Below are 26,278 nucleotides of genomic sequence, written 5' to 3'. Positions count from 1 at the left end.
AGGTGCCGCTAGAAGTCCCGCTTGTAGAAGATGTCGAGGGAGCTGGCCAGCCCGCTGGCCGCCTCCACATATACTTTCTTGCTGAGTTTGTAGCGCAGCGCAATGGTGTTGGCCGGCTCGAACACGCCCACCCCGTAACGCAGGCTGAGCTTCTCCGTGAGGTTACCGCTGGCCACCACGCTGGTGGTGTTGCCCGACCCCTCGGTGTCGAGCTGGAAGTCATCGATACCCAGCCGGGACGCGACGCCGCCGGTAAACCCGGCACTCCCCGCCAGGCCCAGGCCCAGTGCTGCCTCGGCCAGCATGTTGTTGTCTTCGCCAGACGCCCCCAGCGGCCGGCCCAGCACCAGGTAGGACAGTGCCTGCTCCTGGCTCATGGCAGGTTCCGAGAACACCGTGGAGGTGGGCTGCTCGGCATTGCCGCTCAAGCGAATGCCCGCCACCACGTCATCCACCTGGCGGATCGCCTCGATATCCAGATAGGGCTGATCGATAGGGCCTGCAAACAACAGCCGTGCCCGGCGAATGGTCAACCGCTGGCCATAGGCGCGGTAGCGGCCATCGGCCAGGCTGAGTTCACCACGGGTATCGAGGTTGTCGCCGATATGCACATGGCCCAGCAGGTTGGCCGTGAGGCCGAACCCGCTGAACGACAATTTATCCCGGCCCACTTCCACATCGATGTCCATGGCCATAGCCATCGGCGGCTTGCCTTCTTCGGTCTGGTTGCCGACGATCACGGTGTCGTCCGACACCTTGACTGTAGAAGGCGGCAGCTCACGCACGGTGATCTTGCCCTTGGGCACCTGCACTTTGCCCGTCACCGCCAACTTGTCATCGATCAGTTGCAGCGTCAGGTCGGGGGCGACTTCGAGCGTGGCATAGGGCTCCACCGTGACCGGCAATTGCTGGCCCTGAATGCGTACCTGCATACCCAGCGCCTGCCCCCAGGTCAGGCTGCCACCCACCTGGCCGCGCCCTGCCGCACCGCTGCGCCAGCTGCCATCAAGTTTCACCTGCTCGCCGGCAATCTGCGCCTGCAGGTTGAGGTCCTCGAAGCTGGTGGGCAGTTCGGCACCGCTCACCTCACCCCCGCTGAGCATCAGGTTACCGTTGACCTGGGGTGTGAGCAGTGTGCCAGACAGCTGGCCACTGCCCTTCAACTGCCCGGCCAGGCGTTCGACCATGGGCACGAACGGGCGAGCGATGGACAGGTCGAGGCCGGCCAGGTTGAAGTCGCCCGACAACGGTTTGTTCTGGCCCAATGGGTCTATACGGGCATTTACAGTCAGTTGGCCAAGGCGCTCACCGCGAAAGGCCAGGCGTGTGTCGATACGGCGCGGTGCCAGTGTGCTGTCCAGGCGCAAGGCCTTGTACGGGAAGTCCACCCAGCGCTCGTTGTCACGCACGCGCAGCGTGCCACCGCTGGCATCCACAGCAACCGTACCTTTCGGGCCACTGGCTGGCAGATCCAGGTTGATGTCGGCGTTCAGCAAGCCCTGCCAGGCAAAATCCTTGGGCATCCATTGTGCCAGGCTTTCCAGTGGGAAGCGTTTGAGGTGGTAGCGCAGGCGGGGCTCCGGCGCCAGCCGCTGGTCATCACCGCACAGGCTGGCCTGGCCGGAACGCCAGCAGTGGGCACCAAAATCCACCTGCCCGCTGGCCAGGCGCTGTAGCCGCGCTGGCGCTTGCAGTTGCCAGTCCTGGCCACCGGCCTGGATGCGCCCGCTTGCCAGGCGTCCACGCCAGTCCTCCTTGTCCAGCTGGCCATCCAGGCCCAGGTCGAGCTTGAGCTGCGGCCCGTTCAGGGCCAGTGTAAGGGCCTGCCGACGGGCATCGCCCTTGCCATTGGCCTGCAAGGTGCCCAGTGCGGTATCGCCTGCCTGTATGCCACTCGCCTTGAGGTCGATGACACCGCGCTGCTGGTTGTCCAGGCGGGCATCGAGGTTGAGCTGCTGCAGCCTGTTATCCGCCTGCGCCAGCCGCTGGCCCTGAAGCGTCAGCACACCCTGCGGCGCTTGCAGGGTACCGGCGACGTCCAGGCGCCCTTTGACCTGCCCCTGCAGTTCTGGCCACAACTGGCCCAGGCGTGGCAGGTCGATGTCCACCCTGCCGGCCAGCCGTTGTTGCAGGCTACCGCTGCCATTGATGCGGTTGTCACCCAGTTGCACGGCCAAGGTGCCCAAGGTCCAGTGTTGCCCAGCGCCGTCGGCCAGCACTTTCAGCGTGGCAGGCTGCCCCCGTAGCCGGCCCTTCAGGTCGAGCTGCGCATCGAGGTTGAGCGCCTCGCCTTTCATCTCCCCTTTGCTGCGCAGCGGCCCTGCCAAGGTGCCTGGCAACTCGGCCACCCAGAAGGCAGGGTTCAAGGCTGATAACTGCAGGTCGACATCCCAGGCAACGCCTTCAGCGAAGCGCACCGCGACACTGCCCGCCGCCTTGCCTTGCCCGGCGCTGAGGGCGAGCTTGGGCAACGACACCTGGCCAAGGTCGCCCTCGAACGGGCTCGCCAGGCTGAACGCACCGGCCGGGCCATCCAGGTCACCCTTGAAGGTGCCCTGGTAATGGCCATCGCGATAGTTCACCACCGCATCCAGGCGCTTCAGGCTTACCTGTGGCGGTGCGTCCAGCGGGTACAGGCGCAACCACGGGAAGTCCTGCCAGGCCAGCTGGGCGTCGGCGGCCAGGCCATTCTGCCAGTCGACCGAAGCTTGCAGCTTGACCCGCTGCGTGGCGCTGGCCGTCAGGTCCAGGCCATTGAGCTTCGCCCCTTTGCTGTCGACGATGCCCGATAAGGCCAACGGGATGGGACCCTGCCTGGCCGGCAAGCTGGCGGAGCCGGAAAGCGTGTAACCGTCATTCAGGTCGCCCTGTGCATCCAGCACCAGTTGATCGAGCTGCAAGGTGTCCGGCAACGTGTCAGCCGGTTTGAACGCCGCGGAGCGGATCTGCAGGGTCGCGGGCAAATGCTCTGCCAGCGCCTGCAACTGACCAGTGAGGGTGGCGTCCAGGTAACCGCTGCTGGTGCCGGTCAGGTTAAGGGTTTTCTGCAGTTCACCTGTGGCATTCAACACCACTTGCCAGGGCTTGCCCTCTATCGCAGGCAACTGCACTTGGCCTTCGAGCTGCACCGGCCAGTCACCTTCCGGCTTGAGGTCACCTTGCAGGCTCAGTTGCAGGTCATCGCGCTGCAGGTGCAGGCTGTCGATGCGCAGCCCATCGCGGGCCCAGTGGGCCGCCAATTGCAGGTCACCCAACAGATCACTGCCATCCAGGCGCAGTTGCCCCACCTTCACCTCGCCCAGTTCGATGGCCAGTGGCAAGCGCAAGGCTGGCAACTGCAACGGGCCTGTTTCGCTGGGTTCGGCTGCAGGCGCAAAGGCCATGTCGATGCGCTGCGCATGCAGGCGGCCGATGCACAGCGTGCCACGCAGCAGACAGGCAGGCGACCAGGCCAGCAGCGGCGCCTGCACCTCCACCCGAGTCTGCCCATCGACGAAGCTCAACCGGCTCGCTTGCCAGGTGCCACCCAGCCGCCCCTCAAAGCCCACCACTTCAAGGCCCGGCACTTTACCCAGCACCCAGCGGCTGCCCGCTTGCGTGCCTGCCAGCACACTCACCACCAGCGTCACTGTCACGACCAGGCCAAGCAGGCCGAGCACCCCATACGTCATTACACGCTTCACAGCTCAGGCCCCATGGAAAAGTGCAGGCGGATGCCACCGTCTTCGTCCAGTGCCTTGGCCAGATCAAGGCGCAACGGCCCTACTGGCGACACCCAACGCACGCCAAACCCGACACCAGTCTTCAGGCTGGGCAGTTCCAGGTTGTTGAAGGCATTACCCTGGTCGACGAAGGTCGCCAGGCGCCATTTTTCAGTCAGCGAATACTGGTACTCGACACTGCCCGCGACCAGATACCGCCCGCCAATACGGTCGCCATCACTGTTCTTGGGTGACAGGGTCTGGTAGTCGTACCCACGTACGCTCTGGTCCCCCCCCGCAAAGAAGCGCAGCGAGGGCGGGATGCTGTTCTTGAAGCCATTGCTGGCGCTGCCCCCGAACTGCACGCGCCCAAGCAGCCGGTGGTTCTGGCCTAGGGTGGTCAGGCCCTTGAGCACCACGTTACCGTGCACCAGGTTGGTGTCCGAGCCCAGCCCCTCCTTGGCTACCTGGGCGTCGAACTGCAGGCGGTAACCATTGTGGGGATCGATGCGGTTGTCGCTGCGCAGGAATGAATAGCTGATGCCGGGCATCAGCAGGTTGCTCAAGCCGGAATCGTCACCCAGACGGTATTCCTCGCGCTGGTACTTGAGCGATATCACCCGTTGCCAGCCACTGGGCAACTTGCTGTGCCATTCGGGGCCAACGGTGAGCAGCTTGCTGAGGGTGTCTGTGCCTGCCAGTTCCTCATTCTGGTAGCCGCCAGCAAAACGCAGCTTGTCGGTGAGTGGGGGATCAAGCGGAATGTCGTACCACAGCCCTACGTTCTGGCGCGGCGCCGAGAGCTCGGTTTCCCAACCATAGCTGTGGCCCTGGGCGTTGACCCAATGCCGGGTCCAGTTGGCCTTGCCGCGTGGGCCAACGTCGGTCGAGTAGCCCAGGCCAAGCCCCAGGGTGCGGGGTTTGCGGGTCTCGAGGCGCACGTCCACCGGGATGTTTTCACCCACTGCGGCGGTAGGTGCGGCATCGACGCGCACACCCTCGAAATAACCGCTCGACTGCAGGTCGTTGTTCAGCTCAGCAATCAGCTCGGAATCGTAGGGGGTACCGGGCTTGAACGCGACCATGCGCTGCAGCAGGTCGTCGTCCAGCGGGGTATCACCGCTGAACGACACAGCCCCGAGGCGATAGCGCGGGCCGCTCTGGTACACCAGGCTGATATCCGCCACTCCGGCCCGGGGGTCGACCGCCAGGCGCTGCTCGCTGAAGCGCCCGGCGAAGAAACCGTAGCGCGATGCCTGGTTCTGGATCAGCCGCTTGGCGTCTTCGTACAGGCCATGGTTGAGCTGCTCGCCCGGGCGCAGGGCCCTGCTGTCTGGCACCCGGAAGGCCGCCATTTCGCTGGCAGGGCCTTCGATGCGCACGTTGACGTTGCGCAGCCGAATCGGCTCGCCGGGGACAATGCTGATGATCAGTTGCGGGGAGCCATCTGCACCACTGGAGGGTTTGACCTCGGTGTTGATCTGGGCCTGGTAGTAGCCCAGTGCCTGAGCGGCTTTGCGCGCCTGCTCCTCTGCCCCGCGACTGAAACGCAAAAGCGCCTCTTCGTCGCGGTTACCCAAGGTGCCGATATAGCCTTCGACATTGGCCTTGAGCGCCTTGTTGGCGGGTTTCACCTTGACCAACAGCTCACTCTGGCCCCATGCAGCAAAACTGGCAGCCCAGAACACCAGGCCCCAGCGTAATCTTCCTGAATAAGTCATGCGGCGCATGCTACCAGACCAAAACGTTCAAGGGAGCCGCCCCGTGCACTGCTTACAGCGAAGCGGCGCGGGCAGCGGTCGGGTTGGCGTGCAGGAACACGCGCTGGCGGATCGGCCCAACGGCAACTTCGCCGATCTGCGCATAGCCTTGGCTCTGGTAGAAGGCAAGGTGGTGCTCGTTTCCGGTATCGACCACTACACCCTCGGTGACGGTGTCTTGCGCGCACCACTCTTGAACAGCTTGTAACAATTGCGCGGGGTAGTGAGTGCCCTGATGCTGTGCCTGCACGCCCAGAAGCGGCAACACGTGCAACTGGTCACTGGGCATGCAGGTGGCGATGGCCGCCTGATAGTCCATGAACCGGCGGGTGCAGCGCACACCAGCGCCCAGCATCATGCGCAGCCGCCAGGCCCAGCTGTCGGCTACGCCCAGGCGCCGCAGGGGCGGCACGATCAGCGCCACGCCGATCAGGCGGTCTTCGAGCAGCAGACCGACGGCCGGCAACTGCAGGTAGAAATGCTGGCGCACCCACTCGCGGATCAGCGTACGCAGGCGCCGCTCAAAGCCTGGGCGCTGGGCATCGAACAGATAGGCAAAAGTAGGGTCGTTGCGGTACACGTTGTACAGCAGCGCGCGCGCCTCACGGCGATAACCACCATCTAGAACACAGACACGGGCCGGGGCGGCAGTAGTGTGGGGCATTGCGGGCAGACCTCCTGGAATGGGCGTACTGTGCCTTGGAGGCGCTACGCCGGGCATCGTTCACCTGGCAACGCACGTTAGCAGCCACACCCCGAAGCCGCCACGCTGGTGATGCACAGCGATGTCCGCTAGCATCGCGCGTTTTACCGGGATCGTCTTGCCATGAAGATCGTCTGTTTCAACATCAACGGCCTGCGCGCACGCCCACACCAGCTTGCCGCACTCATCGAAAAGCATCAGCCGGATGTAATCGGCCTGCAGGAAACCAAAGTCAGCGACGAGCAGTTCCCGCTCGCAGACGTGCAGGCCCTGGGCTATCACGTGCACTACCATGGGCAGAAGGGTCATTACGGCGTGGCGCTGCTGTCGCGCCAGGCGCCACTGAGCCTGCACAAGGGTTTCGCCACCGATGAAGAAGACGCCCAGCGCCGCTTTATCTGGGGTACCTTCGCCGACGCCCAAGGCAACCCGATCACCATCATGAACGGCTACTTCCCGCAGGGTGAAAGCCGCGACCACCCGACCAAGTTCCCAGCCAAGCAGCGCTTCTATGCAGACCTGCAGGCGCTGCTAGAAAGCCAGTTCCAGCAGGACCAGCCGGTGCTGGTGATGGGCGACATGAACATCTCGCCCCAGGACTGCGACATTGGCATTGGCCCGGACAACGCCAAGCGCTGGCTCAAGACCGGCAAGTGCAGCTTCCTGCCAGAAGAGCGCGAGTGGATGGAACGCCTAAAAGGGTGGGGGCTGGTGGACAGCTTCCGCCACCTACACCCTGAGGTGAACGACCGTTTCAGCTGGTTCGACTACCGCAGCCGTGGGTTTGAGGACGAGCCCAAGCGCGGCTTGCGCATCGACCTGATCATGGCCTCGCAGCAGTTGGTGCCACGGCTGAAGGCGGCGGGTGTGGACTATGACCTGCGGGGGATGGAAAAGCCGTCGGACCATGCGCCGATCTGGCTTGAGCTCAGCTGATCAGCCCGTGCCCTGGCAGGGCGCTGCTACAAGCCCAGGCGCAGGGCCTCTCCTACCCCGGCCCCGCGCCTGTCGTCTGCCTGGCTGACCAACGCAAAGTTGTACGCCCCGTGCGACCAGTAGCGGGCCTCCAGTGGGCCGTCGACCCGCTGCCCGGTCGGCATGCGGCGGTAATGCTCGCCGGGTGAACGCAGAAACAGGCTGATACGTCGGCCGCTGCCGTCCTCGAACACCAGCAGTGCAGCCGGCCCCTGCTCATTGCTGAGCAAACGGGCGCCGACCGGGGTGAAACCATAGCCGCTCAGGTCTGGCAGCTGGCCTACCTGGCTGAAGTGCCGCTGCAACCAGCCACGCATCTGCTCTGCGTCGCGGGCCTGAATGTCCAGCACTTGGCTGCCTGCAAACAACCGGTGGGCCTGCACGGCGTCGGCCATGGGCAAATCTGCGCGGGCAAGTGACACGTCACGCACGTGCCAACCGCCCAGGCCGCCAACACCCAGCGCCATCACCACCATTGCAGCAGCGGCCCAACGTCGCTGCCGGCGTTGCCGCGCCTGGCGCAGCAGGTGCTGCCGGTTAACGGGGGTGCCCGCGTTAGGCTCGGCGTAACCGGCCAGTGCTGCGCGCAGGCGACGGGCATCGGCGCGCCAACCTTCCACGCGTTCGGCAGCCTGCGGGTTGCTGGCCAGCCAGGCTTGCACTTCGGCCCTGCGCACTGCGTCAAGCCGGTCGTCGACATAAGCGTGCAGTTCGTCTTCGCTGGGGATCAGGCGGGTCATTTCAGTCTCCGCAATGCCGGTGGCTGGGGGGCGCCTTCGGTAAGTTCACGCAAGGCGGTGCGCGCGCGCGACAGGCGCGACATCACGGTTCCAATGGGGATGCCCAGGGCTTGGGCGGCTTCCTTGTAGCTCAACCCTTCAATGCTGACCAGCAGCAACAGCGCGCGCTGCTCGTCCTTGAGCTGGGCGAAGGCCTGCAGGTCGGCCTGGGCCAGGACGATGTCCTCCAGATTGTCACCCACAGGCTCGGCGTCCGGCTCAGCGCGCCCGAACCAGGCCAGCCAGCGCGCATGCAGGCGATCCCGGCGCTTGCCGTCGAGGAACAGCCGATAAAGGATGGTGAACAGCCAGGCGCGCAGGGCTTCGCCGTCGCGCTGTTGCTGGCGACGGCTGAGGGCGCGCTCGACGGTGGCCTGGACCAGGTCGTCGGCGCTGCCGGGGTCGCGGGTCAGCCACACGGCAAAGCGCCGCAGGCGGGCAAGCAGTTGGCGCCACTGATGGTCGTCCAGGTCCTGCATGGCTATGGTCCGGCCCTAAAGGCTGTGAGTGTAGAGAACAGACGCCTGGCGGAAAAAACTATTCCTGATCAGGGAATAAATTTTTGCCATCACCGTCGTACCGGCATCTTCACTGAACCGGATGCCCTCATGAACGCACCTTTGCACGGACCGGCAAAAGCCTTGCGCTTCGCCGCCATTGGCGCCGTGATGCTGGCCGCAGGCGCAGGCTTCGCCTACGCGGCCGGCTGGCTCGGCACGCCAGCGCTGACGCCCCAGCGCATCATCGACACCTTCGAGGCGCAAGCTGGGCACTACGCTGGCTACCGCAAGAACCACGCCAAGGGCCTTTGCGTGAGCGGCTACTTCGAACCCAGCGGGCAGGCTGCAAGCCTGTCCACCGCCCGCGCGTTCACCCAGCCCCAGGTACCGGTGATCGGCCGCTTCGCCATTGGCGGTGCAAACCCGTTCGCACCCGACACCGCCATCCCCGTGCGCAGCCTGGCGATCCAGCTATCCACCGACGATGGCCAGGTCTGGCGCACCGGCATGAACAACCCGCCAGTGCTCGCAGTGAGCACAGCCGAAGCGTTCTACGAGCAGGTGCTGGCCAACACACCGGACCCTGCAACCGGCAAGCCAGACCCGGCCAAAGTCCAGGCGTTCTTCGCCGCACACCCCGAAAGTGCGCCGTTTCGCCAGTGGGCTGCGGGGTACAAACCTAGCGACAGTTTTGCCAGCACCGCCTACCACAGCATCAATGCCTTTCGCCTGATTGACGCCAAAGGGGGTGAGCACCCGGTGCGCTGGCAGCTCGAACCCCAGAGCCCTTTCGCGGCACTGCCGCCCCAGGTGGATGACAAGCTGTTCCTGCAGCACGACTTGCAGGCACGCCTGGCCAAAGGCCCGTTGCGCTGGACGCTGCGCCTGGTATTGGCAGAGCCCGGTGATGCTGTGGACGACCCTGCCAAACCCTGGCCTGCCGACAGGCCCAGCGTGAATGCTGGCACCCTGGTGCTACAGGGCGTGGACGCCCCCGAGCAGGGGGCCTGCCGTGACCTCAACTTCGATCCGTTGATTCTGCCGAAAGGCATAAAACCGAGCGCGGACCCGATTCTTGCGGCACGCTCGGCGGCCTATTCGGAGTCGTTCAACCGCCGTAGCCGCGAGTCCCTCAACACCGGAGCCCAGCCATGAAACCCACCGCCTTCCACCCACTTGCTCGCCTGCTGCACTGGATGATGGCCGTGATGATCCTGGTGATGTTGTTCATCGGTGTCAGCATGGTCGGGGACCTGTCCGTACGCCACCCTGTGCTGGTCAGCCTGCACAAGGCGACAGGCCTTGCGCTGCTGGTGCTGGTGATCGTGCGTATCATCCTGCGGCTGAGCCTGCCGCACCCGCCACTGCCTCGTGACCTGCCGCTGCTGCAGCGCTGGGCAGCCGCGGCATCGCATTGGGTGCTGTACGGGTTGATGCTGGCCATGCCGCTGCTGGGCTGGGCCATGTTGTCCGCCGGGGGCTACCCGCGCCCGCTGGGCCTGCCCGCAATCGCCCCGCATGACCTGCAACTGTATGCGGTGCTGCGCCAGGCCCACGGCTGGGCAGGTTACCTGCTGTTCGCCACGGTGCTGGTGCATGTGGGTGCCGCGCTGATGCACGCATGGGTACGCCGCGATGGCGTGATGCGCAGCATGTGGCCCGGGCCTCTGCGCCGCCGGGGCCCAGGGGGCGCTGCAAAGGGTTCGACAGCCGATAATGGTTCTTACTAATATCGTCGGCCTCTTATCTGCACTGCCTGGACTTCGCCATGATCGCTGCAAAGGACACTGCCTCCCCAGCTGCCGCAAGCACCCTGGACCTCCGCCCACTGCTACTGGCCAACCTGGCCTGCACCATGTCGATGATGGCCTTCGTCGTGCTGGTAGGCCCGCTGGCACGCCAGTTGGGGCTCGCCACCTGGCAGGCGGGCGCCGCGGTGACGGTGGCGGGCGTTGTCTGGGTGCTGCTGGCGCGGCCGTGGGGCCGCGCAGCAGACCGCCTGGGCCGTTGGCGTGTGCTGTTGCTGGGCAGCGCAGGCTTTACCCTGGCGTACTGGGTGTTGTGCCTGTTCGTCGAGGGGGCCTTGCGCTGGTTGCCAGGCCCGACACTGGCGTTCATCGGCCTCATGCTTGCCCGCGGCTGCATCGGGGCGTTCTACGCCGCGGTCCCGGTGGGTTGCAACGCACTGATCGCTGACCATATCGAACCCCAGCGTCGGGCACGGGCCATGGCATCGCTGGGGGCGGCCAATGCGGTTGGCCTGGTGGTAGGCCCGGCACTCGCGGCGCTGCTGGCCCGTCACAGCCTGAGCCTGCCACTGCACGTCATGTCGGTGCTGCCGGCATTGGCGTTTCTGGTGCTGTTGTTCAACCTCAAGCCCCATGCACCGGCCCAGGGCCACGCGCCCAGCCCGGTCAAGTTGAGCGACCGGCGCCTGCGGCGCCCCCTGCTGGTCGCGTTCAGTGCCATGTTCAGCGTTACCGTGTCACAGATCGTGGTTGGCTTTTTCGCGCTGGATCGCTTGCACCTGGCAGCAGCCGAAGCCGCCCAGGCGGCAGGTATCGCACTGACCACGGTGGGTGTGGCACTGATACTGGCCCAGGTCCTGTTGCGGCAGCTGCAATGGCCGCCACTGAAAATGATCCAGGTGGGTGCAACCGTTTCGGCCCTTGGTTTTGCGGCCGGCGCGCTGGCGACCACAGCGCCTTGGCTGTGGGCTTGCTACTTCGTGGCCGCTGCTGGCATGGGCTTTGTATTCCCGGCATTTTCAGCGTTGGCGGCCAATGCCATGCAGGCCTCGGAGCAAGGCGCTACGGCAGGCTCGGTGGGCGCTGCACAGGGCATGGGGGCAGTGCTTGGCCCACTGGCAGGTACGCTGGTGTACGCACTGGACCCACGGCTGCCTTTTGTGATGGTGGCGCTGTTGCTGCTGCTGGTGGGGCTGTGGCCGATGCCTCGGGCCAGGCACGCCTAGATGCACTGCGCGTGTGCCCTCAGAGTGTGTTTTAATGCGCGTCGCTCATTATTCTTGACACCTCTGATTACAAGGCGGCTATGGACACGGGGACACGACTCAAACTGGTGCGTGAACGCAACAACCTCTCCCAGCGTGAGCTGGCGCGCCGCAGCGGGCTGACCAACTCGACCATTTCGCAAATCGAGCAAAATCGTGTGAGCCCCTCGGTCAGCTCGTTGAAGAAGCTGCTGGAAGGCATCCCCATGAGCCTGGCAGAGTTCTTCAGCTTCGATGAACCCGTGCGCGAGGAGCGCTATGTGTTCCGGGCGGGTGAGCAGCCAGACCTGGGGCGCAACGGGCTGCGTATGTTGCTGGTAGGGGCCAGTGTCGAGGGCCGGCAGATGCGCATGCTGCGCGAGCTGTATGCCCCCGGTGCCGATTCGGGCGAGCCGATCGTGCATGCCGAAGGCGAAGAGTGTGGCCTGGTTACCCGGGGTACCGTGGAACTGTGGGTCGATGGCCAGGTGAGTGTACTCAGCTCGGGCGATGGTTATTACATTCCCACCACCCTGCCCCACAGCTTCAAGAACATCGGCCCGGACGAGGCCGAGATCATCAGCGCCAATACACCCGCCAACTTTTAAGCCGGCCCAGCGGCCCTCGAGCGAGGGCCGCACGCCTCGTCAGGACGCAGCCTGCACATCCTGTGGCTCATGGGCCCTGCTGGCGTAACGTTGCGCCAGCACCGCGCACACCATCAGCTGAATCTGATGGAACAGCATCAACGGCAGGATCATCGCACCAATCCCGCTGCCCACGAACAACACCTGGGCCATGGGCACACCGGTGGCCAGGCTTTTTTTCGAGCCTGCGAACAGGATGGTGATCCGGTCCTCCAAGTTGAAGCCCAGCAGCTTGCCCAGCACGTGGGTACCCAGCAACACCACCGCCAGCAAGATGCCGCAGACCGCAAACAGGCCGGCCAGGTGCTGCGGCGACACGGTGTGCCACAGGCCCGTGACCACCGCCTCGCTGAAGGCGGTATACACCACCAGCAGGATCGAACCTTGGTCCACCACCTTCAACCAGCGAGCGTTGCGCTTGACCCACGCGCCAATCCAGCGCCGGGCAATCTGCCCTGCCACGAACGGCACCAACAGCTGCAGGGTGATCTTCAACACCGCATCAAGGCCCGAACCGGTGTCACCACTGGCCCCCAGGAGCAGCATCACCAGCAACGGGGTCAGGAAGATACCCAGCAGGCTTGAAGCGGCCGCGCTGCAGATCGCTGCCGGCACATTGCCGCGGGCCAGGGAGGTGAAGGCAATGGCCGACTGTACCGTCGCCGGCAGTGCGCACAGGTAGAGCACGCCCAGGTACAGTTCATTGCCAACCAGCGGCAGGAACAACGGCTTGAACGCCAGCCCCAACAGCGGGAACAGCACGAACGTGCAGGAAAACACCAGCAAGTGCAGGCGCCAGTGCCCGGCGCCAGCAATGATCGCCTCACGTGACAGCTTGGCGCCGTGCAGGAAAAACAGCAGCCCGATGGCCAGGTTGGTCAGCCAGCCGAAATACACGGCGCCCTCACCGGAACACGGCAGCACGGTGGCAATGAACACCACCCCAAGCAAAGCCAGGGTGAAATTGTCGAAGAGCATACGCAGGTACTTCATCACATTCCCGTCTTGTCATTGTGCAACGCCGAAGGATAGGGGTTTGCGACCTGCCCTGCTAACGCCGGAACCCCTGGCAGTGTCGCGCAACGGACAACCCGGATCGGCGTTTGGATTCGAACCCATTCAAAGCTGTACTGGCCATGGGTAAACCTGGTCACCTGAAGTGCCTGTAGCACGCCTGGTGAGGGCCGGCAGATCCCCTTTGTCAGACAAATCGACAAAAATGTAGTGCCTTAAAATAATCACTACAAAACGGTTGACGCCGTTCATCCGCCTTGTGCATGATTGAGCCGTCTCCCTGATCGGGAGCGGTGGCAAGGGTATTCCAGACGGCCTGCGCGGTAACGCAGGCCGTTCGTGGAGAGGGATCTGTCCAAAAGGCAGCGTGAGAAAGCCCCTGTTGCGATGCTGCGGTAGCAGCCTTGTCAATGCGCTACATCGAGTTGGCGCCAACTGTGAAAATCACCTGAGAATAGGTAATGGGGGCTTTATGATGAACTTGAATGACAACCCAACCATCGATCAATTGGCTGAGCTGTTCGCCCTGCGCAAGGACAGCCTCGATGACCATTTGCTGTGGGTCAGCCAGAGCGGCGAAGTGCGGCTTGACCGCCTGCCACCTAATACCATCGAAGACGAATTCGAAGAACACTTGCCCAGCATGCGTGCCCGCTTCAAGGTGTACCGCCGCGGTCAGGGTTATGTCGGCAAGAAGGCTGCCGCCGACACGGAGTTTGTCGGCCGGGTACTGCAGACCTTGCAGCAAGAATGGCCCGCTGCTCGCCAGCAGCAAGCAGTCAAGGTCATCGAACCGCTGAACTGAAGGGGCTTGCTACAGAAAGCCCGGCCACAGGTGCCGGGCTTTTTCATGCCCGGCGCTTGCGCGGGGTAGGCACAGGCAACGCGCCAGTGGCCATTGCCCGAGCGCGTTCAACCCCCCATACCAAGGCGCGGGTCATGGTTTCACCAGGGCGCGCCGGGTAATATTCCTCCACCAACGCGCGCCCATCGCGGGCGTACAACCCTATAAACAGCTGTGTTGCCCCAAGACGCGACAGGCGAACCTGAACGTCCAGCGTCGTGCCGTCACTAAGCGCCTCATCGTGACAGCGGCTGTGAAGATGGGCATCTGCCCATTGCCAATACGTCTGTTCCCTGACTCGCATGAGCGTCCAATCCTCCGTTACGCAATGACTGCGTCAGAAGACCATAGCCCACACGAAGACGCGAGCACTACCGGGCAATGCCCTGAGGCGTGTCAATGAATCGCCAGAAAACTCCGCCGTTGGGCGGGGGCGCCGTCGGGCGCGCAGCGCTTCAAGGCTCAGCACCGCCGGGCCAGCTCAGCCGCGGGCGGCCAATAGCCGTTGCCCGATGCGTGCGCCGAACACGTTGACCAGCAGCCCAGCCATCACCAGCAACGCGCCCCACCCCTGCACCGTGCTCAGGCGTTCGCCCAGCAGCAACGCGGAGGAGCTCAGGCCAATTACCGGCACCAGCAGCGAAAACGGTGCTACCTTGCCCGCCGGGTGCCGCGACAGCAGCGTGCTCCATAGGCTGTAGCCGATGATAGTGGCGACGAAAGCGAGATAAGCCAGGGCAAATACCGAACTCCAGCCGATGTTGGCCAAGGCATGGCCGATGCGCTGCGGCCCTTCCAGCCACCACGACAGCAACAGAAACGGCAACGGTGGGATCAGCCCGCCCCAGATCACCAGGGCCACCAAGTTCACCGAGCCGAACCGCCGGGTGATGATGTTGCCCAACCCCCACATCGCCCCGCCGCACAGGGTCAGCACCAGCGCCAGCACGGGCACATGGCTGCCATCTTCGCTACCGATCAGCGCCAGGCCGCTGGCGGCCACCAGCAGGCCGAGCACACTGGCCACGCGCAAGCGCTCACCCAGAAACAGCGCAGCAAAACCCAGCGTGAAAAACGCTTGCGACTGCAGAATCAGCGATGCCAGGCCAGGCGGCATGCCGCTGTACATGGCCTGAAACAGGAAGGCGAACTGGCCCAGGGAAATCGTCGCGCCGTAGGCGATGAGCCAGCGCCAGGGCAAATTGGGCCGTTTGATCACCAACACGGCCGGGAAGGCCACCAACAGAAAACGCAACGCCCCCAACAGCATGGGTGGCAGGCCGTCCAGGCCCACCTTGATCACCACGAAGTTGACGCCCCACGCGACGATTACCACCAGCGCGATGAGCAGGTCCTTGAGCGGCATTGTGGGTTTTCCTTATGCGAACGAATTAGATATATTTCGTTACAGCATAACGGTATTCCTATTCCACCGACCACCATGAGGCTGCAACCTGTCGCGCAGAGAACTGCCACAGCCAGTACGTCATGCCCACAGTGGCAGCGGGTTCACCCGCCAAGCGCTGCCCCTCAAGCCACAGCAAACAACCCATTGGCAATCTGCGCCTGGGCGGCGTCAATTGCCTGGGTACGCTGCTCAGGCCCATACGCCAGCCCATGGGCGCGCACGATGTGCAGGTTGGTGATACCAATGAAGCCCAGCAGCACCTTCAAGAATTCTTCATGGCCAACGGCAGTCGGCTGCTCGGCGTGCAAGCCGCCTGCCGTGGATACCAACACTACCTTCTTGTCGCCACACAGGCCCTGCGGGCCGGCCTCGGTGTAGCGGAACGTCTTGCCGGCAACCGCGATGCGATCGATCCAGGCCTTCAGTTGGGTAGGCACGCTGAAGTTGTACATGGGTGCACCGATCACCACCGCATCGGCAGCCAGGAATTCTTCCAGGGTTTCGGCGCTGAGCTTGGCTTCGAACGCCTGAGCGGCGTCCCGCATATCTTCGGCTGTGCCGGCCGCCATCAGCGTAGCTGCGGAGAAATGGGCGATGGCGTCTACTGCCAGGTCGCGGTACACCACCTCGACGCTCGGGTCAGCGGCCTGCCAGGCCTGGACCACTTCGCGGCTGAGCTGACGGGAGGCAGAGTTGTCGCCGAGGATGCTGGAATCGATGTGCAACAGTTTCATGGGACGCTCCTTGGAATGAGAACCGCGATGTAGCGCGGCCTGGATGGGAGCATCCTACGTCGAACGACAAGCGCTGTTAAGGCGGTGGAATTGTGCCAGTTCGTTCCATGGGTGGGACAATGCCAGCGGATTGACCGTGAAAAACCCTGCTTGCGCGCCTAGGTTTCAAGCAGCGCAAATCGCTCCCCGAGCATATCCAGCAGGGCACGCACCGCTGGCAGCAATGCCTTGCGCGAGGTGAACACCGCATGAATCAAACCGCTCTGCGGGCGATAGTGCGGCGATAGCTCCACCAGCCGGCCCGCTGCCAGGTCGCCCCGCACCATGATCTCCGGCAGTTGCACTGCACCCACGCCGATCAGCGCAGCATGATGCAGCGCACTCAGGTCCGAAGTCACCAGCTTGGGTACGTGCTGCACCCTCAAGGCATTGCGCAGTTCGTCGAACAATACCCACTCATGGGTCGGCCTGGCAGGCCAGAGCGCCATGGTCGGCAGTTTCGCCAACGCCTGCAGCGGGTCGCCGTGATCGTACCCCGCAGCCAGGTCAGGGCTCGCGACCAGGCGCTGGCAACTGTCCCCCAGGCGCTTCACTACCAGGCCATCATCGGCCAACGGCGGAAAACGAACCCGCAACGCAATGTCGACCCCGTCGCTCAACGGGTCCACCACACGGTTGGTGCTTTCAAGGTGCACGAGCACCTTGGGGTACAAGGCAATGAAGTCGGCAATCATGGCGTTGGCGCCGAGGGCCCCCAGCCCCGGTGGGCAGGTAATCCTGATGATGCCCTGGGGCTCGCGCTTGGCCGACAGCACCCTGGCCTCCGCCGCCTCGGCCTCCTCGACCATGGCCTGGCAATGGCGGTAGTAGTCCATACCGATCTCGGTCACGGCAAAACGCCGTGTAGAGCGGTGGATCAGTTGCACGCCAAGGCGTTCTTCCAGCGCCAGCACCCTGCGGCTGAGCCTGGACTTGGGCACGTCGATTTTCCTGGAGGCCGCCGCAAAGCCGCCGTGCTCCACTACCTTGACGAAGATGAACAGGTCGTTGAGGTCAATCACTGGTAACTCGGGTTCCGCGCGTGAAGGCCTGACTACCTCAGTGCCGGCACACTGCCCGCATTGCAAGTTTTGCTGAACTTGCAATTGCGCATGGCACGCAACTTTGAAGTTGATCATCACGTCAGGTTTCAGTGTCAGACAGCGCGAGTTGAAAGAGCTGGAAGCGACCCAGGAAAGTTGCGACGGAGCGCCAGACACAAATGCTATTGATATTGGCTTGCATTTACACTTACGTATTTGTACGCTCTGCCACCTTCAGGACACCCCGCGATAAGGATCTCGCATGTTTCCCTTCACGCAATCCGCCGAGCAACTTCTATTGGCGCGTTGGGCAGAAGCCCTCACGACACCGCACTTTTCCGCCAGGTCCGTCACCCTCTCAGACTTGTACTCAGCACTCGAGCCGGCCCAGACGCGGAGTTTCCAGCGCCTGGTCCAGGCCTTGTTGAGAGAGGGTCTGGTCGCCGCCACAGATACCGTATTCGCAGCCCAGCCCTTTATTGAAGTGCCACGCGCCAACGCAACACTCCGCTTCGATTACTTACGGCCGGGGCGCATGAATAGTTGGGATGTTCGCGGCCACATTAATTATCAAGTAGACGGCCAGGCCAGTTACCGCATCGCCTGGCCTTCCGAACTGCTCACCGCATTGAGCGGCACTTTTGAACAGGCCCCCGAAGACGCCATCATTGCCAGGCTGGCCGCCGAACTTGACGACAGCCTGATCAATGACACGTTGTGCCTGGCTTACCACAACCGATGGTCGCATGACCTCTCCCGCAGCATGGCGAGTTGCAGTTTGCTTCAGGGCCTGAGGCGCATGGAGGCGCCTGCCAACCCGTCCATTCTGCTCGAGCAATGGGGCACACTGGGCCACCCATGGCACCCCAACTACAAGACCAAACTTGGCCTGACCACGCAGCAGGTCGTGCAGTATTCACCGGAGTTCTGCGCAAACGTTGGCGTACGTCTGTATGCGCTGCATCGCCAGTATGCCCACATCGAGCGGTTGCCCAACACCGATGACTACTGGCAGTGGTGGCAGCAGCGCTTCCCACAGGCAGCCAGCCAGTTGCAGGACCACTTGCTGGACAACGGCCTTAACGCCGCCGACTACGTTCCGCTGCCAGTGCACCCCTGGCAGGCTGAACAATCGCTGTACCAGGCATTTGCCGGGGAGATATCGGACCGGCTGCTCGTGCCGACCGACATCACTGCCTTCAACGCCGCGCCCACCATGTCATTCCGCACCGTGCTGCCCGAGGCAAGCCTCACGGCGCCGATGGTGAAGCTGCCGGTGTCGCTGCGCTTGACCAGCGTACAGCGCACTGTTTCGCCCCGGTCGGCGCGCATGGGGCCGAGGGTAAGCCAGCTGCTGCTGCAGATGCTTGAGCGTGAACCCGCCATTGCCACCCTGCTGGACATCGTGCCCGAGCGTATTGGCGTGCATTACACGCCCGTACCTCACAACGATGATCGCGCGCGCCACCTGGGTGTCCTGTACCGGGACAACCCTGCCAGCCGTCTGGCTGAAGGGGAAATCGCCATCCCGGTGGGCAGCCTCTTCGCCACCGACGAAGCAGGCAGGCCACTGCTGCGTCAGTGGGTGCTGCTGACCACAGGGTGTGACGACAGTACCGGCATGCTGGACTTCTTCCAACGCTACATCGGCATCGCCGTGCCGTCGCTGCTGGGCATGTACCTCAAGTACGGGGTGGCTTTCGAGGCCCATCAACAGAACAGCTTCATGGTCATGGGTGCCGATGGCGCTCCCGCCCGCTTGTTGATTCGCGACTTCGGCGATATACGCATCCACCGTGCCACCCTGCATGCCCATGGTCTGGACCTGGCACTGCATGACCCGTTGATGACACTGTTCGACGACGATGCGTTCGTTCGCGACAAGCTGTTGCATACCACGTTCATGTGCCACCTGGGCGAGCTGGTATTGCTGTGTGCACGTCACTGGGAAACACCGCAGGCAGCGTTGTGGGGCTTGCTCGCCGAGGAAATAGAGCGCTGCTTCAATACCCTTGAACCCCAGGTATTGCCAAGCCGCTGGCAGCAAGAGCACGACGCGCTGCTGCAGCACGATTGGCCGGCCAAGTCGTTCATGCGCATGCGCTTGCTCGACAGCCATGCCGACATCGTTGGCCGGTTGGCGAACCCGTTGCGGAACACACCTGATGAAGGCTGATGCATTCGCCTTGCGACTGCTGATCGTCATCCAGCTGTTGTCCATGGGGGCCATGGAGATGAGCGGGCCGTTCTGGCCGCTGCAAATTCAGGCCCTGTCAGGTGGCGACGACCCGCGAGTGATCGCACTGCTGTCGTCGGCCGTGTATGCCGGCCCCATGATCGCCGCCATGCTGCTGACACCCCTGTGGGGGCGGCTGGGTGACCGCACCGGCCACAAGCCGATGATCCTGCGTGCCTTGCTAGCGCTGGCACTGTGCCAAGGGCTGGCGGGGGTCATCAGTAACCCGTGGGGGCTGGTGGGCGTGCGTATTGCACAAGGCGCATTGGCAGGTTTTCTGGCGGCGGCCCAGGCGTATGCCTTGTACTGGTGCACCCCTACATCCCGGGGCCGTACCCTGGCGCACCTGCAGTCCGTCACCGCGATCGGCTCGCTGCTCGGGCCGGTGCTCGGCGGCTGGCTGATGGACAGCGCAGGTTTCGCAGTGCTGTGCTTCAGTGCCACGGGCATCTGCGTGGCGTGCGCCTTGGTCAGCGCCTGGCTGCCAGCCGACCCCGCACGTGCCCGCACCGCGAAACACCAGGGCACCTCGGCGTCACCCCTGCCCAGGCGCTGGCTGGGCGGCATTCTGCTGATCATCGTGCTGGTTCAGGCTGCCAAGATCATGCCGCAGCCGTTCTATGCGCTGTATGTGGCTGAAGTGCTCACCGCACCCAGCTGGATCATCGGTGCCACCTATGGGGCCAGCGCACTGACCCTGGCGTTGTCGGCCCCCCTGTGGGGGCGCCTGTTTGACCGGCTGCAGCCCGCACAAACGCTCAAGGTGATCGAGCGCGTGACCTGGCTGTGTGCGGCAACGCTGGCAGCCACCGCGCTCGTCGGCCAATGGCCAGCGTTCATGGCCACCCGGCTGGTCTGGGGTGTCTGGCAAGGGGCACTGCTGCCAGTGGCCTACATGCTCATCGCTACCACGGTCAGTCACCAGCAACAAGGTTTCGCCATGGGCCTTGGCAACAGCGCGGCCAAGGCCGGTGCGTTGCTCGGCACCGTGGTCGGCGGGGTAGCCATGGCCACCGTCGGCCTGCACCACGCTTTCTGGTTCGTGGCTTCGGCCTACCTCTGTGCTGCGCTGTTCATCGGCCTTGTGCGCCGCTACCACAGTGCCTCTGCTTCTTTCGTTTCTGCCAACCCCACCCATAACGCCTAGAAAACACCGCCATGAAACTTTCCAGACTCTCGCTGCTGATTTCCTTAACCGCCGCTGGCCTGCCTGCCTGGGCTGAGGAAGCCTCGAACGACACCGCTGTCCAGTTACAGGCCACCGTAACCTCCGCCACGCGTGTGGAGTCCACCATCGCGTCCATTCCCGGCTCAGTGCAGGTTATCGACGCGCCCCAGATCCGCGAACAGATGGGCGCCGGGCGCCGGGTCGCCGACATCCTGGGCCAGTTGATCCCCGGCATCGCGCCGTCCAGTGGCGGCATGAGCAACTACGGGCAAACGTTGCGTGGCCGTAACATGCTGGTCCTGATCGACGGGGTCTCGCAAAACGCCACACGCGACAATTTCCGCCAACTGAACAGCATTTCCCCCGACAGCATCGAGCGCATCGAGGTGATTTCAGGCGCCAGCAGCGTGTACGGTGCCGGCGCTTCTGGCGGCATGATCAACATCATCACCAAGCGCAACCAGGGCGAGCCACTGGCCTTCACCAGCAAGCTGGGGATCACTGCCGGTGACAACCTCAGCCGCAAAGGTTTCACCTATGAGGGGTTCCAGAGCGCTACCGGCCGGCAGGGCCCTGCGGACTGGTACCTGTCCGGGGCTTACACCCAGCGTAACGACCAGTTCGATGCCAAAGGCCACCGTATCCCTCAGGACACCTCCCAGGGCTCGAACATGGACACCGACACCTACGACCTGCAAGGTCGGTTCGGTTTGGAACTGGACGAAAACAAGAAGCTGACGCTGGGCCTGCAGGATTACCGCGACAAGCAGGATACCGACTACACCAAAGACCCCAGCAACAGGCGTGAGGCCGTGGCGGTGAAAGGCCTGAGCCTGGATGACCAGCCGTCCACCCACAACCGCGCCGCCAACCTTAACTACACCGACAAGGACTTCTTTGGCCAGGGCCTGAACGTAGAAAGCTACTGGCGCAAGTCCGATGCCTTGTTTTTTCCCGACATTTCCCGGGGCCGCGCCGGCGTATCGGCCACCGACAGCCAAACCACGGTGTATGGCCTGCGCACGGCCATCGATACCCCGCTGCCAGCCATCGGCTCTGGCTCCGGTAATTTGGTATGGGGTGCGGACTACAGCCACGAGTTTGCGCGTCAGCGCGGCGATCAGTACGCCGTCAATGGCCTGAACTACCGTAAAACCGGCACCACCTATGAGCTAGGCCCAGACCTGGAAACCACCACCCGAGCCCTGTTTGCCCAGGTGGCCTGGGATGTGTCGGACTGGACATTCCGCGGCGGCGTGCGCCGTGAGTGGGTGCAGAGCAAGGTCGATGACAGCATTGCCTACGGCGAGATCGTCCAGACCGGCCGGCGTGCCACGCTACCGGGCGACACGCTGAAGTACGACGCCACCTTGTACAACCTGGGTGCGGTCTACCACTTCACTGAAAACCAGGACGTGTTCGCCAACTTCAGCCAGGGCTTTTCACTGCCGGATATCCAGCGTTTTCTGCGCGACGTGAACAGCACCTATAACATCCAGAACCTCAATGCCCAGGCGATCAAGGTAGACAGCTACGAGCTGGGCTGGCGCGGCAACTGGAACCCGGTGCAGGCGCAGGTGACGGTGTACAACAACACCTCGGACGTAACCCAGTTCTACGATGCCAACGACCGCGTCCTGCGCCTGATCAACCAGAAAGAGCGCGTACGCGGCATCGAGAGCAGCCTCACCTGGTACCTGACCGACCAATGGTCTACCGGTGGCACCTACGCCTACTCCAAGGGCGAAACCGAGCAGAACGGCAAGTGGATCGACTTGCCGGCCACCCGCATCGCGCCCGCCAAGACCACGCTGTTTGTGGCGTACGCCAATGACGACTACAGCGTGCGCCTGCAAGGCATGCGCCTGGCCGACTACAACGCGGCGGCACGGGACAACAATGGCCGGCAGATCAACGGCTACACCCTGCTCGACCTGATAGGCTCGGTGGAACTGCCCGAGGGCCGGTTGGAAGGCAGCATTCACAACCTGACCAACCGCAGCTACGAAACCCTGCTCACCCAGGCAAACGGCAGAACCCCTTACCCCAGGGCCGAAGGCCGAACGTTCAGCCTGGCCTATACCCTGGACTGGTGATGCAGCGCTTGCGCGGCGCACCTAGCGCTGGTTTGATCACGGTGACCGTGCAAGAGATGAGCACCATGCCTGCCAAGACGATGAGTGAAGCGCAAGTGGCTGCGTACTGCCTGAGCCTGCCTGGGGCACGCGAGGACTATAAGTGGGGCGGTATCCGCGTGTTTTCGGTGGCAGGCAACAAAATGTTCGCCGTGCTCGACCTGGCGGGGGCGGGGCTATCGTTCAAGGTGGCCGATGAGCTGTTTCTGGGCTATTGCGATCGGCCTGGGGTACGGCCTGCGCCTTATCTGGCGCGGGCCCGCTGGGTCAGCATGGCGCCGCCCTACCCCATGGGCCGCGACGAATTGAGCGACCTGCTGCTGCGCTCGCACCAGCTGGTGGTGCAGCGTTTGCCCAAGCGCTTGCAGGTGGGTCTTAAGCACTGACCCACCCGCAGGCCTGTGAACGACCGATCAACCCAAGGGCAGATAGCGCCCCTCGAAAAACAACCAGTCGGCCCAGAACACCTGATGCAGCAACACGATGAGCCAGAACAGCAACTGGTACGACACCTTGCGTGTCTTGTGCCTGAACAGTTGCTGCGCCACGAGTGCGCCCGGCCAGCCGCCCAACAGCTCGCTGGCGTGCAGCAGCTTCTCGGGCGTGCGCCAGCCCTGGCTGATGGCCTGGCGCTTATCCCGCCAGTACAGCAGCAGGCTGATCAGGCTCATGGCCGGGTACAGCGCCAGTGGCCACCAGGTCTGATCGTTCCAGGCCATGCGCGCAGCCCCAAGCCCCGGCAGCAGGCACAATACGCCCAACAGCAGCAGCTTCAGGCGCACATTGCGCACACCCGCCTGAGCGTGGCGGCTTGGCTGCTCACGCATGGGCGGTGGTCCAGTCGACCCAGCCGAACTGCCAACTGGCCAGGATCAGCAGCCCGAACACGATCCGGTACCAGGCAAACGCTGCGTAGCTGTGGTTGGCAATGAACTTGAGCAAGGCGCGCACGGCGATCATGGCGAAAATGAACGAGGTCACGAACCCCAATGCGAACACGGGCAAGTCACCCGGCTGGAACAGGTGCCGGTACTTGTAGCCGGAATACACCGCTGCGCCGACCATGGTTGGCATTGCCAGGAAAAATGAAAACTCGGTGGCCGCTTTGCGCGACAAGCCGAACAGCAGGCCGCCGATGATGGTGGAGCCGGAACGTGAAGTACCCGGGATCATCGCCAGGCACTGGACGAAGCCAATTTTCAGCGCATGGCCCCAGCCCATTTCATCCACATGGTCCACCTCCACAGTGTGCTGGCGGCGCTCGGCCCAGAGCATGATCACCCCGCCCACCACCAGCGCCGCTGCCACGGTGATGGCGTTGAACAGGTATTCATGGATCATGTCGGCGAACAATACACCCAGCACCAGCGCAGGCAGGAAAGCCAGCAGCAGGTTGCCGGTGAAGCGCCTTGCCCGCGGCTGGCTGGGCAAGCCCCGGACGACATCGAAGATCTTGCTGCGAAATTCCCACATCACCGCCAGGATGGCGGCCAGCTGAATGATGATGTTGAAGGCCATGGCCCGTTCGCCGCCAAACCCGATCAGGTCGGCAACGATGATCTGGTGGCCGGTACTGGAGATTGGCAAAAACTCCGTCAGCCCTTCGACCACGCCCAATATGATTGCCTGAAAGGCAGTCCAAAAATCCATCATTCCCCCGATGAAGCTTGCGCATGACAAGCCCCTTGTTCTTGATTTGCTTAGGTCGCCGCACGCGGCCCGGCATTTTTACAGCGCCTGTTGGTCACAAAGCCAGAAGAAAAGTTCACGCCCCCTAAAGGTTTCATCTTGCGCGGCCGAGATGCTAGCAGAGGCTCTTTGCATTGGCTTTACGCGACCTGCTGCAGACTATTTCTGAGATAGCACTTAGCCATTGGTCGAGTGGGGCCACGTAGCCAGCCGTGCTTGGATGCACCTGAATAAAAAGAACAAACGGGAGCACCTGAATGAAGACGTTGAGATCGATGTCGATCAGCAGCCGCTTGTGGCTGATTCTGCTGGTGTCGGTGGCCATGCTGGTGGTGCTGGGGTTGCTGATGCTGCGCCAGATCCACGGCGACCTGTACCAGGCCAAGGCCGAAAAAACCCGCCACGTGGTGCAGACTGCGGCCGGGGTGCTGGCGTATTACCAGGGGCTTGAAGCAGCAGGCACGCTCAGCCGGGAGGCCGCTCAGCAGCAGGCGTTGCAGGTGGTGCGGGCGCTGCGCTACGACCACGACGACTACTTCTGGATCAACGACCTGGGGCCGAAAATGGTCATGCACCCGACCAACCCCAAGCTCGACGGCCAGGACCTGTCGGGTATCCGGGACCCGGACGGGTTCGCTGTATTCAACGAAATGGTCGCGCTCGCACGGCACCAGGATGCCGGGCCGGTCAATTACCGCTGGCCCAAGCCCGGTGCCAGCGAACCGGTTGCCAAGACTTCCTATATTCAGCTGTTCAAGCCCTGGGGCTGGATCATCGGTTCAGGTGTATACATTGACGGCGTGCAGGCCGAATTTGCCCGCCAGGTGCGCGATGCATCGCTGCTGGGCCTGGTTATCGCCCTGGTGCTGGCCCTGGTGGTGCGGCTGATTGCCCGCAGCATCGCGCGCCCCTTGCAAGAAGCGGTAGAGGCCATGGGCACCATCGCCAGCGGCGAGAGCGACCTCACCCGGCGCCTGGACACCCATGGGCGGGACGAAATCACTCACCTGGGTGAACACTTCAACCGCTTCAACGGCAAGCTGCAGGGCGTGGTCGGCCAACTGCAGGGGGCGGCCCATGAACTGGCACGTTCGGCCGGCCATGTGGGCGACAACGCCGGGGCCGCTCAACATCAAAGTGCGCAGCAGTCGCTGCAGATGGACCAAGTAGCCACGGCGGTCAACGAGGTCACCTACGCCGTGCAGGATGTGGCCAAGACGGCCGAGCAGGCGGCAGGCGAGATGCGCACAGCCCAGCAGCAGGTGGCCCATGGGCAGCAGGCTATCCACGGCAGCCTGGCGCAAATCGACCGGCTATCGATGACCATCGACCAGGCCGTGCAGGTCATTCGTGAACTGGCCGGGCACAGCACGCGTATAGGGGGTGTGCTGGAGGTGATCCGCTCGATCGCCGAGCAGACCAATTTGCTGGCACTCAACGCCGCCATCGAAGCCGCCCGCGCCGGTGAACAGGGCCGAGGGTTTGCCGTGGTCGCTGACGAAGTGCGGCTGCTGGCCCAGCGGACCGCCCAGTCGACGGCTGAGATCCACACCATGATCGAGCACCTTCAAAGCCAGTCCGATGCGGCGGTGAAGGCCATCGACACCAGCAGCGAAGCGTCGCGCCAAACCGTCGAGCAGGCCCGTGAAGCTGGCGCCAGCCTGGATGCAATCAACCTGGTGTTGAACAACCTCACCGCATTGAACGCGTCCATCGCCAGCGCCACGTTACAGCAGTCGCACGTCGTGGAAGAGATCAACCGCAACGTACTGGATACCGCTGGGCTTTCTCAGCAGGCCGCCGAAGCGGCGCGCCAGTCCAGCGATGCGGGCCTGGCCCTGGGCCGCCTGAGCCAGGACCTTGAGCAGTTGCTGCGCCAGTTCCGGGTTTGATGCACGCAGCACGCTAGGC

Annotated in this window: 23 protein-coding genes and 1 pseudogene; 12 read left to right on the top strand and 12 right to left on the bottom strand. The window is 63.5% G+C overall.

Annotated features, from left to right (window positions below; all coding sequences use genetic code 11):
- Window positions 1–8: 8 nt before the first annotated feature.
- Genes PPA02S_RS00675 through PPA02S_RS00665 form a run of 3 tightly spaced genes read right to left on the bottom strand, consistent with a single transcriptional unit; the run spans window position 9 to window position 6,125 of the window.
- Window positions 9–3,671, bottom strand: a complete 3,663-nt coding sequence (locus tag PPA02S_RS00675) for a translocation/assembly module TamB domain-containing protein (RefSeq protein WP_428829804.1) — start codon at window positions 3,669–3,671, stop codon at window positions 9–11.
- Window positions 3,672–3,679: 8 nt separating this feature from the next.
- A complete protein-coding gene (locus tag PPA02S_RS00670; RefSeq protein ID WP_028634202.1) occupies window positions 3,680–5,422 on the bottom strand; it encodes an autotransporter assembly complex protein TamA in 1,743 nt (580 codons plus the stop codon).
- A 52-nt stretch (window positions 5,423–5,474) separates the two neighbouring features.
- Window positions 5,475–6,125: an N-acetyltransferase gene (locus PPA02S_RS00665; RefSeq protein WP_028634203.1), complete on the bottom strand. Its 651-nt coding sequence runs from the start codon at window positions 6,123–6,125 to the stop codon at window positions 5,475–5,477.
- Between the two features lie 162 nt (window positions 6,126–6,287).
- On the opposite strand from PPA02S_RS00665, the gene xthA reads away from it, so the two are divergent.
- A complete protein-coding gene (gene xthA / locus PPA02S_RS00660) occupies window positions 6,288–7,100 on the top strand; it encodes an exodeoxyribonuclease III (RefSeq protein ID WP_028634204.1) in 813 nt (270 codons plus the stop codon).
- A 26-nt stretch (window positions 7,101–7,126) separates the two neighbouring features.
- Here xthA and PPA02S_RS00655 read toward each other — a convergent pair whose 3' ends face one another.
- Window positions 7,127–7,879, bottom strand: a complete 753-nt coding sequence (locus PPA02S_RS00655) for an anti-sigma factor family protein (RefSeq protein ID WP_028634205.1) — start codon at window positions 7,877–7,879, stop codon at window positions 7,127–7,129.
- Window positions 7,876–8,397 (bottom strand): sigma-70 family RNA polymerase sigma factor, encoded by a 522-nt coding sequence (locus tag PPA02S_RS00650; protein ID WP_028634206.1) that lies wholly within the window; start codon window positions 8,395–8,397, stop codon window positions 7,876–7,878. Before PPA02S_RS00650 ends, PPA02S_RS00655 begins: the two co-directional genes overlap by 4 nt.
- 129 nt (window positions 8,398–8,526) lie before the next feature.
- Between PPA02S_RS00650 and PPA02S_RS00645 the strand changes: the two genes are divergently transcribed.
- From PPA02S_RS00645 to PPA02S_RS00630, 4 genes are all read left to right on the top strand, one after another.
- Window positions 8,527–9,573 carry a catalase family peroxidase gene (locus tag PPA02S_RS00645; RefSeq protein WP_028634207.1) on the top strand — a complete coding sequence of 349 codons (1,047 nt, stop codon included), beginning with the start codon at window positions 8,527–8,529 and terminating at the stop codon, window positions 9,571–9,573.
- The gene (locus tag PPA02S_RS00640; protein ID WP_042141109.1) at window positions 9,570–10,148 is read left to right on the top strand and encodes a cytochrome b; all 579 of its coding nucleotides are present in this window, start codon (window positions 9,570–9,572) and stop codon (window positions 10,146–10,148) included. Before PPA02S_RS00645 ends, PPA02S_RS00640 begins: the two co-directional genes overlap by 4 nt.
- A 38-nt stretch (window positions 10,149–10,186) precedes the next feature.
- Window positions 10,187–11,392: an MFS transporter gene (locus tag PPA02S_RS00635; RefSeq protein ID WP_028634208.1), complete on the top strand. Its 1,206-nt coding sequence runs from the start codon at window positions 10,187–10,189 to the stop codon at window positions 11,390–11,392.
- A gap of 80 nt (window positions 11,393–11,472) precedes the next feature.
- Window positions 11,473–12,018 carry a cupin domain-containing protein gene (locus tag PPA02S_RS00630; RefSeq protein ID WP_028634209.1) on the top strand — a complete coding sequence of 182 codons (546 nt, stop codon included), beginning with the start codon at window positions 11,473–11,475 and terminating at the stop codon, window positions 12,016–12,018.
- A 39-nt stretch (window positions 12,019–12,057) separates the two neighbouring features.
- On the opposite strand, the gene PPA02S_RS00625 is transcribed toward PPA02S_RS00630, so the two are convergent.
- Window positions 12,058–13,050: a bile acid:sodium symporter family protein gene (locus tag PPA02S_RS00625; RefSeq protein WP_028634210.1), complete on the bottom strand. Its 993-nt coding sequence runs from the start codon at window positions 13,048–13,050 to the stop codon at window positions 12,058–12,060.
- 493 nt (window positions 13,051–13,543) lie between these two features.
- On the opposite strand from PPA02S_RS00625, the gene PPA02S_RS00620 reads away from it, so the two are divergent.
- Window positions 13,544–13,876 (top strand): hypothetical protein, encoded by a 333-nt coding sequence (locus tag PPA02S_RS00620; RefSeq protein ID WP_028634211.1) that lies wholly within the window; start codon window positions 13,544–13,546, stop codon window positions 13,874–13,876.
- 43 nt (window positions 13,877–13,919) lie between these two features.
- Here the strand turns inward: PPA02S_RS00620 and PPA02S_RS00615 are convergent, their stop codons facing one another.
- The 4 genes from PPA02S_RS00615 to PPA02S_RS00600 all read right to left on the bottom strand — a co-directional run bounded on the left by PPA02S_RS00615 (window position 13,920) and on the right by PPA02S_RS00600 (window position 17,118).
- A complete protein-coding gene (locus tag PPA02S_RS00615) occupies window positions 13,920–14,219 on the bottom strand; it encodes a hypothetical protein (RefSeq protein ID WP_028634212.1) in 300 nt (99 codons plus the stop codon).
- Between the two features lie 177 nt (window positions 14,220–14,396).
- The gene (locus PPA02S_RS00610) at window positions 14,397–15,281 is read right to left on the bottom strand and encodes an EamA family transporter (RefSeq protein WP_028634213.1); all 885 of its coding nucleotides are present in this window, start codon (window positions 15,279–15,281) and stop codon (window positions 14,397–14,399) included.
- A gap of 164 nt (window positions 15,282–15,445) precedes the next feature.
- Window positions 15,446–16,057, bottom strand: a complete 612-nt coding sequence (locus PPA02S_RS00605) for an FMN-dependent NADH-azoreductase (protein WP_028634214.1) — start codon at window positions 16,055–16,057, stop codon at window positions 15,446–15,448.
- Window positions 16,058–16,215: 158 nt separating this feature from the next.
- Window positions 16,216–17,118: a LysR substrate-binding domain-containing protein gene (locus PPA02S_RS00600; RefSeq protein ID WP_028634215.1), complete on the bottom strand. Its 903-nt coding sequence runs from the start codon at window positions 17,116–17,118 to the stop codon at window positions 16,216–16,218.
- Between the two features lie 283 nt (window positions 17,119–17,401).
- Between PPA02S_RS00600 and PPA02S_RS00595 the strand changes: the two genes are divergently transcribed.
- From PPA02S_RS00595 to PPA02S_RS00580, 4 genes are all read left to right on the top strand, one after another.
- Complete coding sequence (locus PPA02S_RS00595; protein ID WP_028634216.1) at window positions 17,402–19,315, top strand: IucA/IucC family protein; 1,914 nt, start codon at window positions 17,402–17,404, stop codon at window positions 19,313–19,315.
- Entirely contained in the window at window positions 19,305–20,522 is a 1,218-nt protein-coding gene (locus PPA02S_RS00590; protein ID WP_028634217.1) for an MFS transporter, read from the top strand. The genes PPA02S_RS00595 and PPA02S_RS00590 overlap by 11 nt, the downstream gene beginning before the upstream one ends.
- 11 nt (window positions 20,523–20,533) lie before the next feature.
- Entirely contained in the window at window positions 20,534–22,639 is a 2,106-nt protein-coding gene (locus tag PPA02S_RS00585) for a TonB-dependent receptor (protein ID WP_028634218.1), read from the top strand.
- Window positions 22,640–22,704: 65 nt separating this feature from the next.
- Entirely contained in the window at window positions 22,705–23,064 is a 360-nt protein-coding gene (locus PPA02S_RS00580) for an MmcQ/YjbR family DNA-binding protein (protein ID WP_028634219.1), read from the top strand.
- 27 nt (window positions 23,065–23,091) lie between these two features.
- On the opposite strand, the gene PPA02S_RS00575 is transcribed toward PPA02S_RS00580, so the two are convergent.
- Window positions 23,092–23,505, bottom strand: coding sequence for a DUF1294 domain-containing protein (locus tag PPA02S_RS00575; RefSeq protein ID WP_028634220.1), 414 nt, complete (start codon window positions 23,503–23,505; stop codon window positions 23,092–23,094).
- Window positions 23,498–24,328, bottom strand: coding sequence for an undecaprenyl-diphosphate phosphatase (locus tag PPA02S_RS00570; RefSeq protein WP_028634221.1), 831 nt, complete (start codon window positions 24,326–24,328; stop codon window positions 23,498–23,500). Before PPA02S_RS00570 ends, PPA02S_RS00575 begins: the two co-directional genes overlap by 8 nt.
- Window positions 24,329–24,624: 296 nt before the next feature.
- On the opposite strand from PPA02S_RS00570, the pseudogene PPA02S_RS23520 reads away from it, so the two are divergent.
- Both PPA02S_RS23520 and PPA02S_RS23515 read left to right on the top strand, forming a co-directional pair.
- A pseudogene (locus tag PPA02S_RS23520) lies at window positions 24,625–25,386 on the top strand (cache domain-containing protein); the annotation flags it as partial.
- Between the two features lie 138 nt (window positions 25,387–25,524).
- The gene (locus PPA02S_RS23515; protein WP_428829806.1) at window positions 25,525–26,259 is read left to right on the top strand and encodes a methyl-accepting chemotaxis protein; all 735 of its coding nucleotides are present in this window, start codon (window positions 25,525–25,527) and stop codon (window positions 26,257–26,259) included.
- Window positions 26,260–26,278: the final 19 nt, after the last annotated feature.

The sequence above is a fragment of the Pseudomonas parafulva NBRC 16636 = DSM 17004 genome (assembly GCF_000730645.1).
Lineage (GTDB): Bacteria > Pseudomonadota > Gammaproteobacteria > Pseudomonadales > Pseudomonadaceae > Aquipseudomonas > Aquipseudomonas parafulva.
The sequence above is the reverse complement of the archived record's forward strand: the minus strand, read 5'-3'. Positions and strand labels throughout refer to the sequence as shown.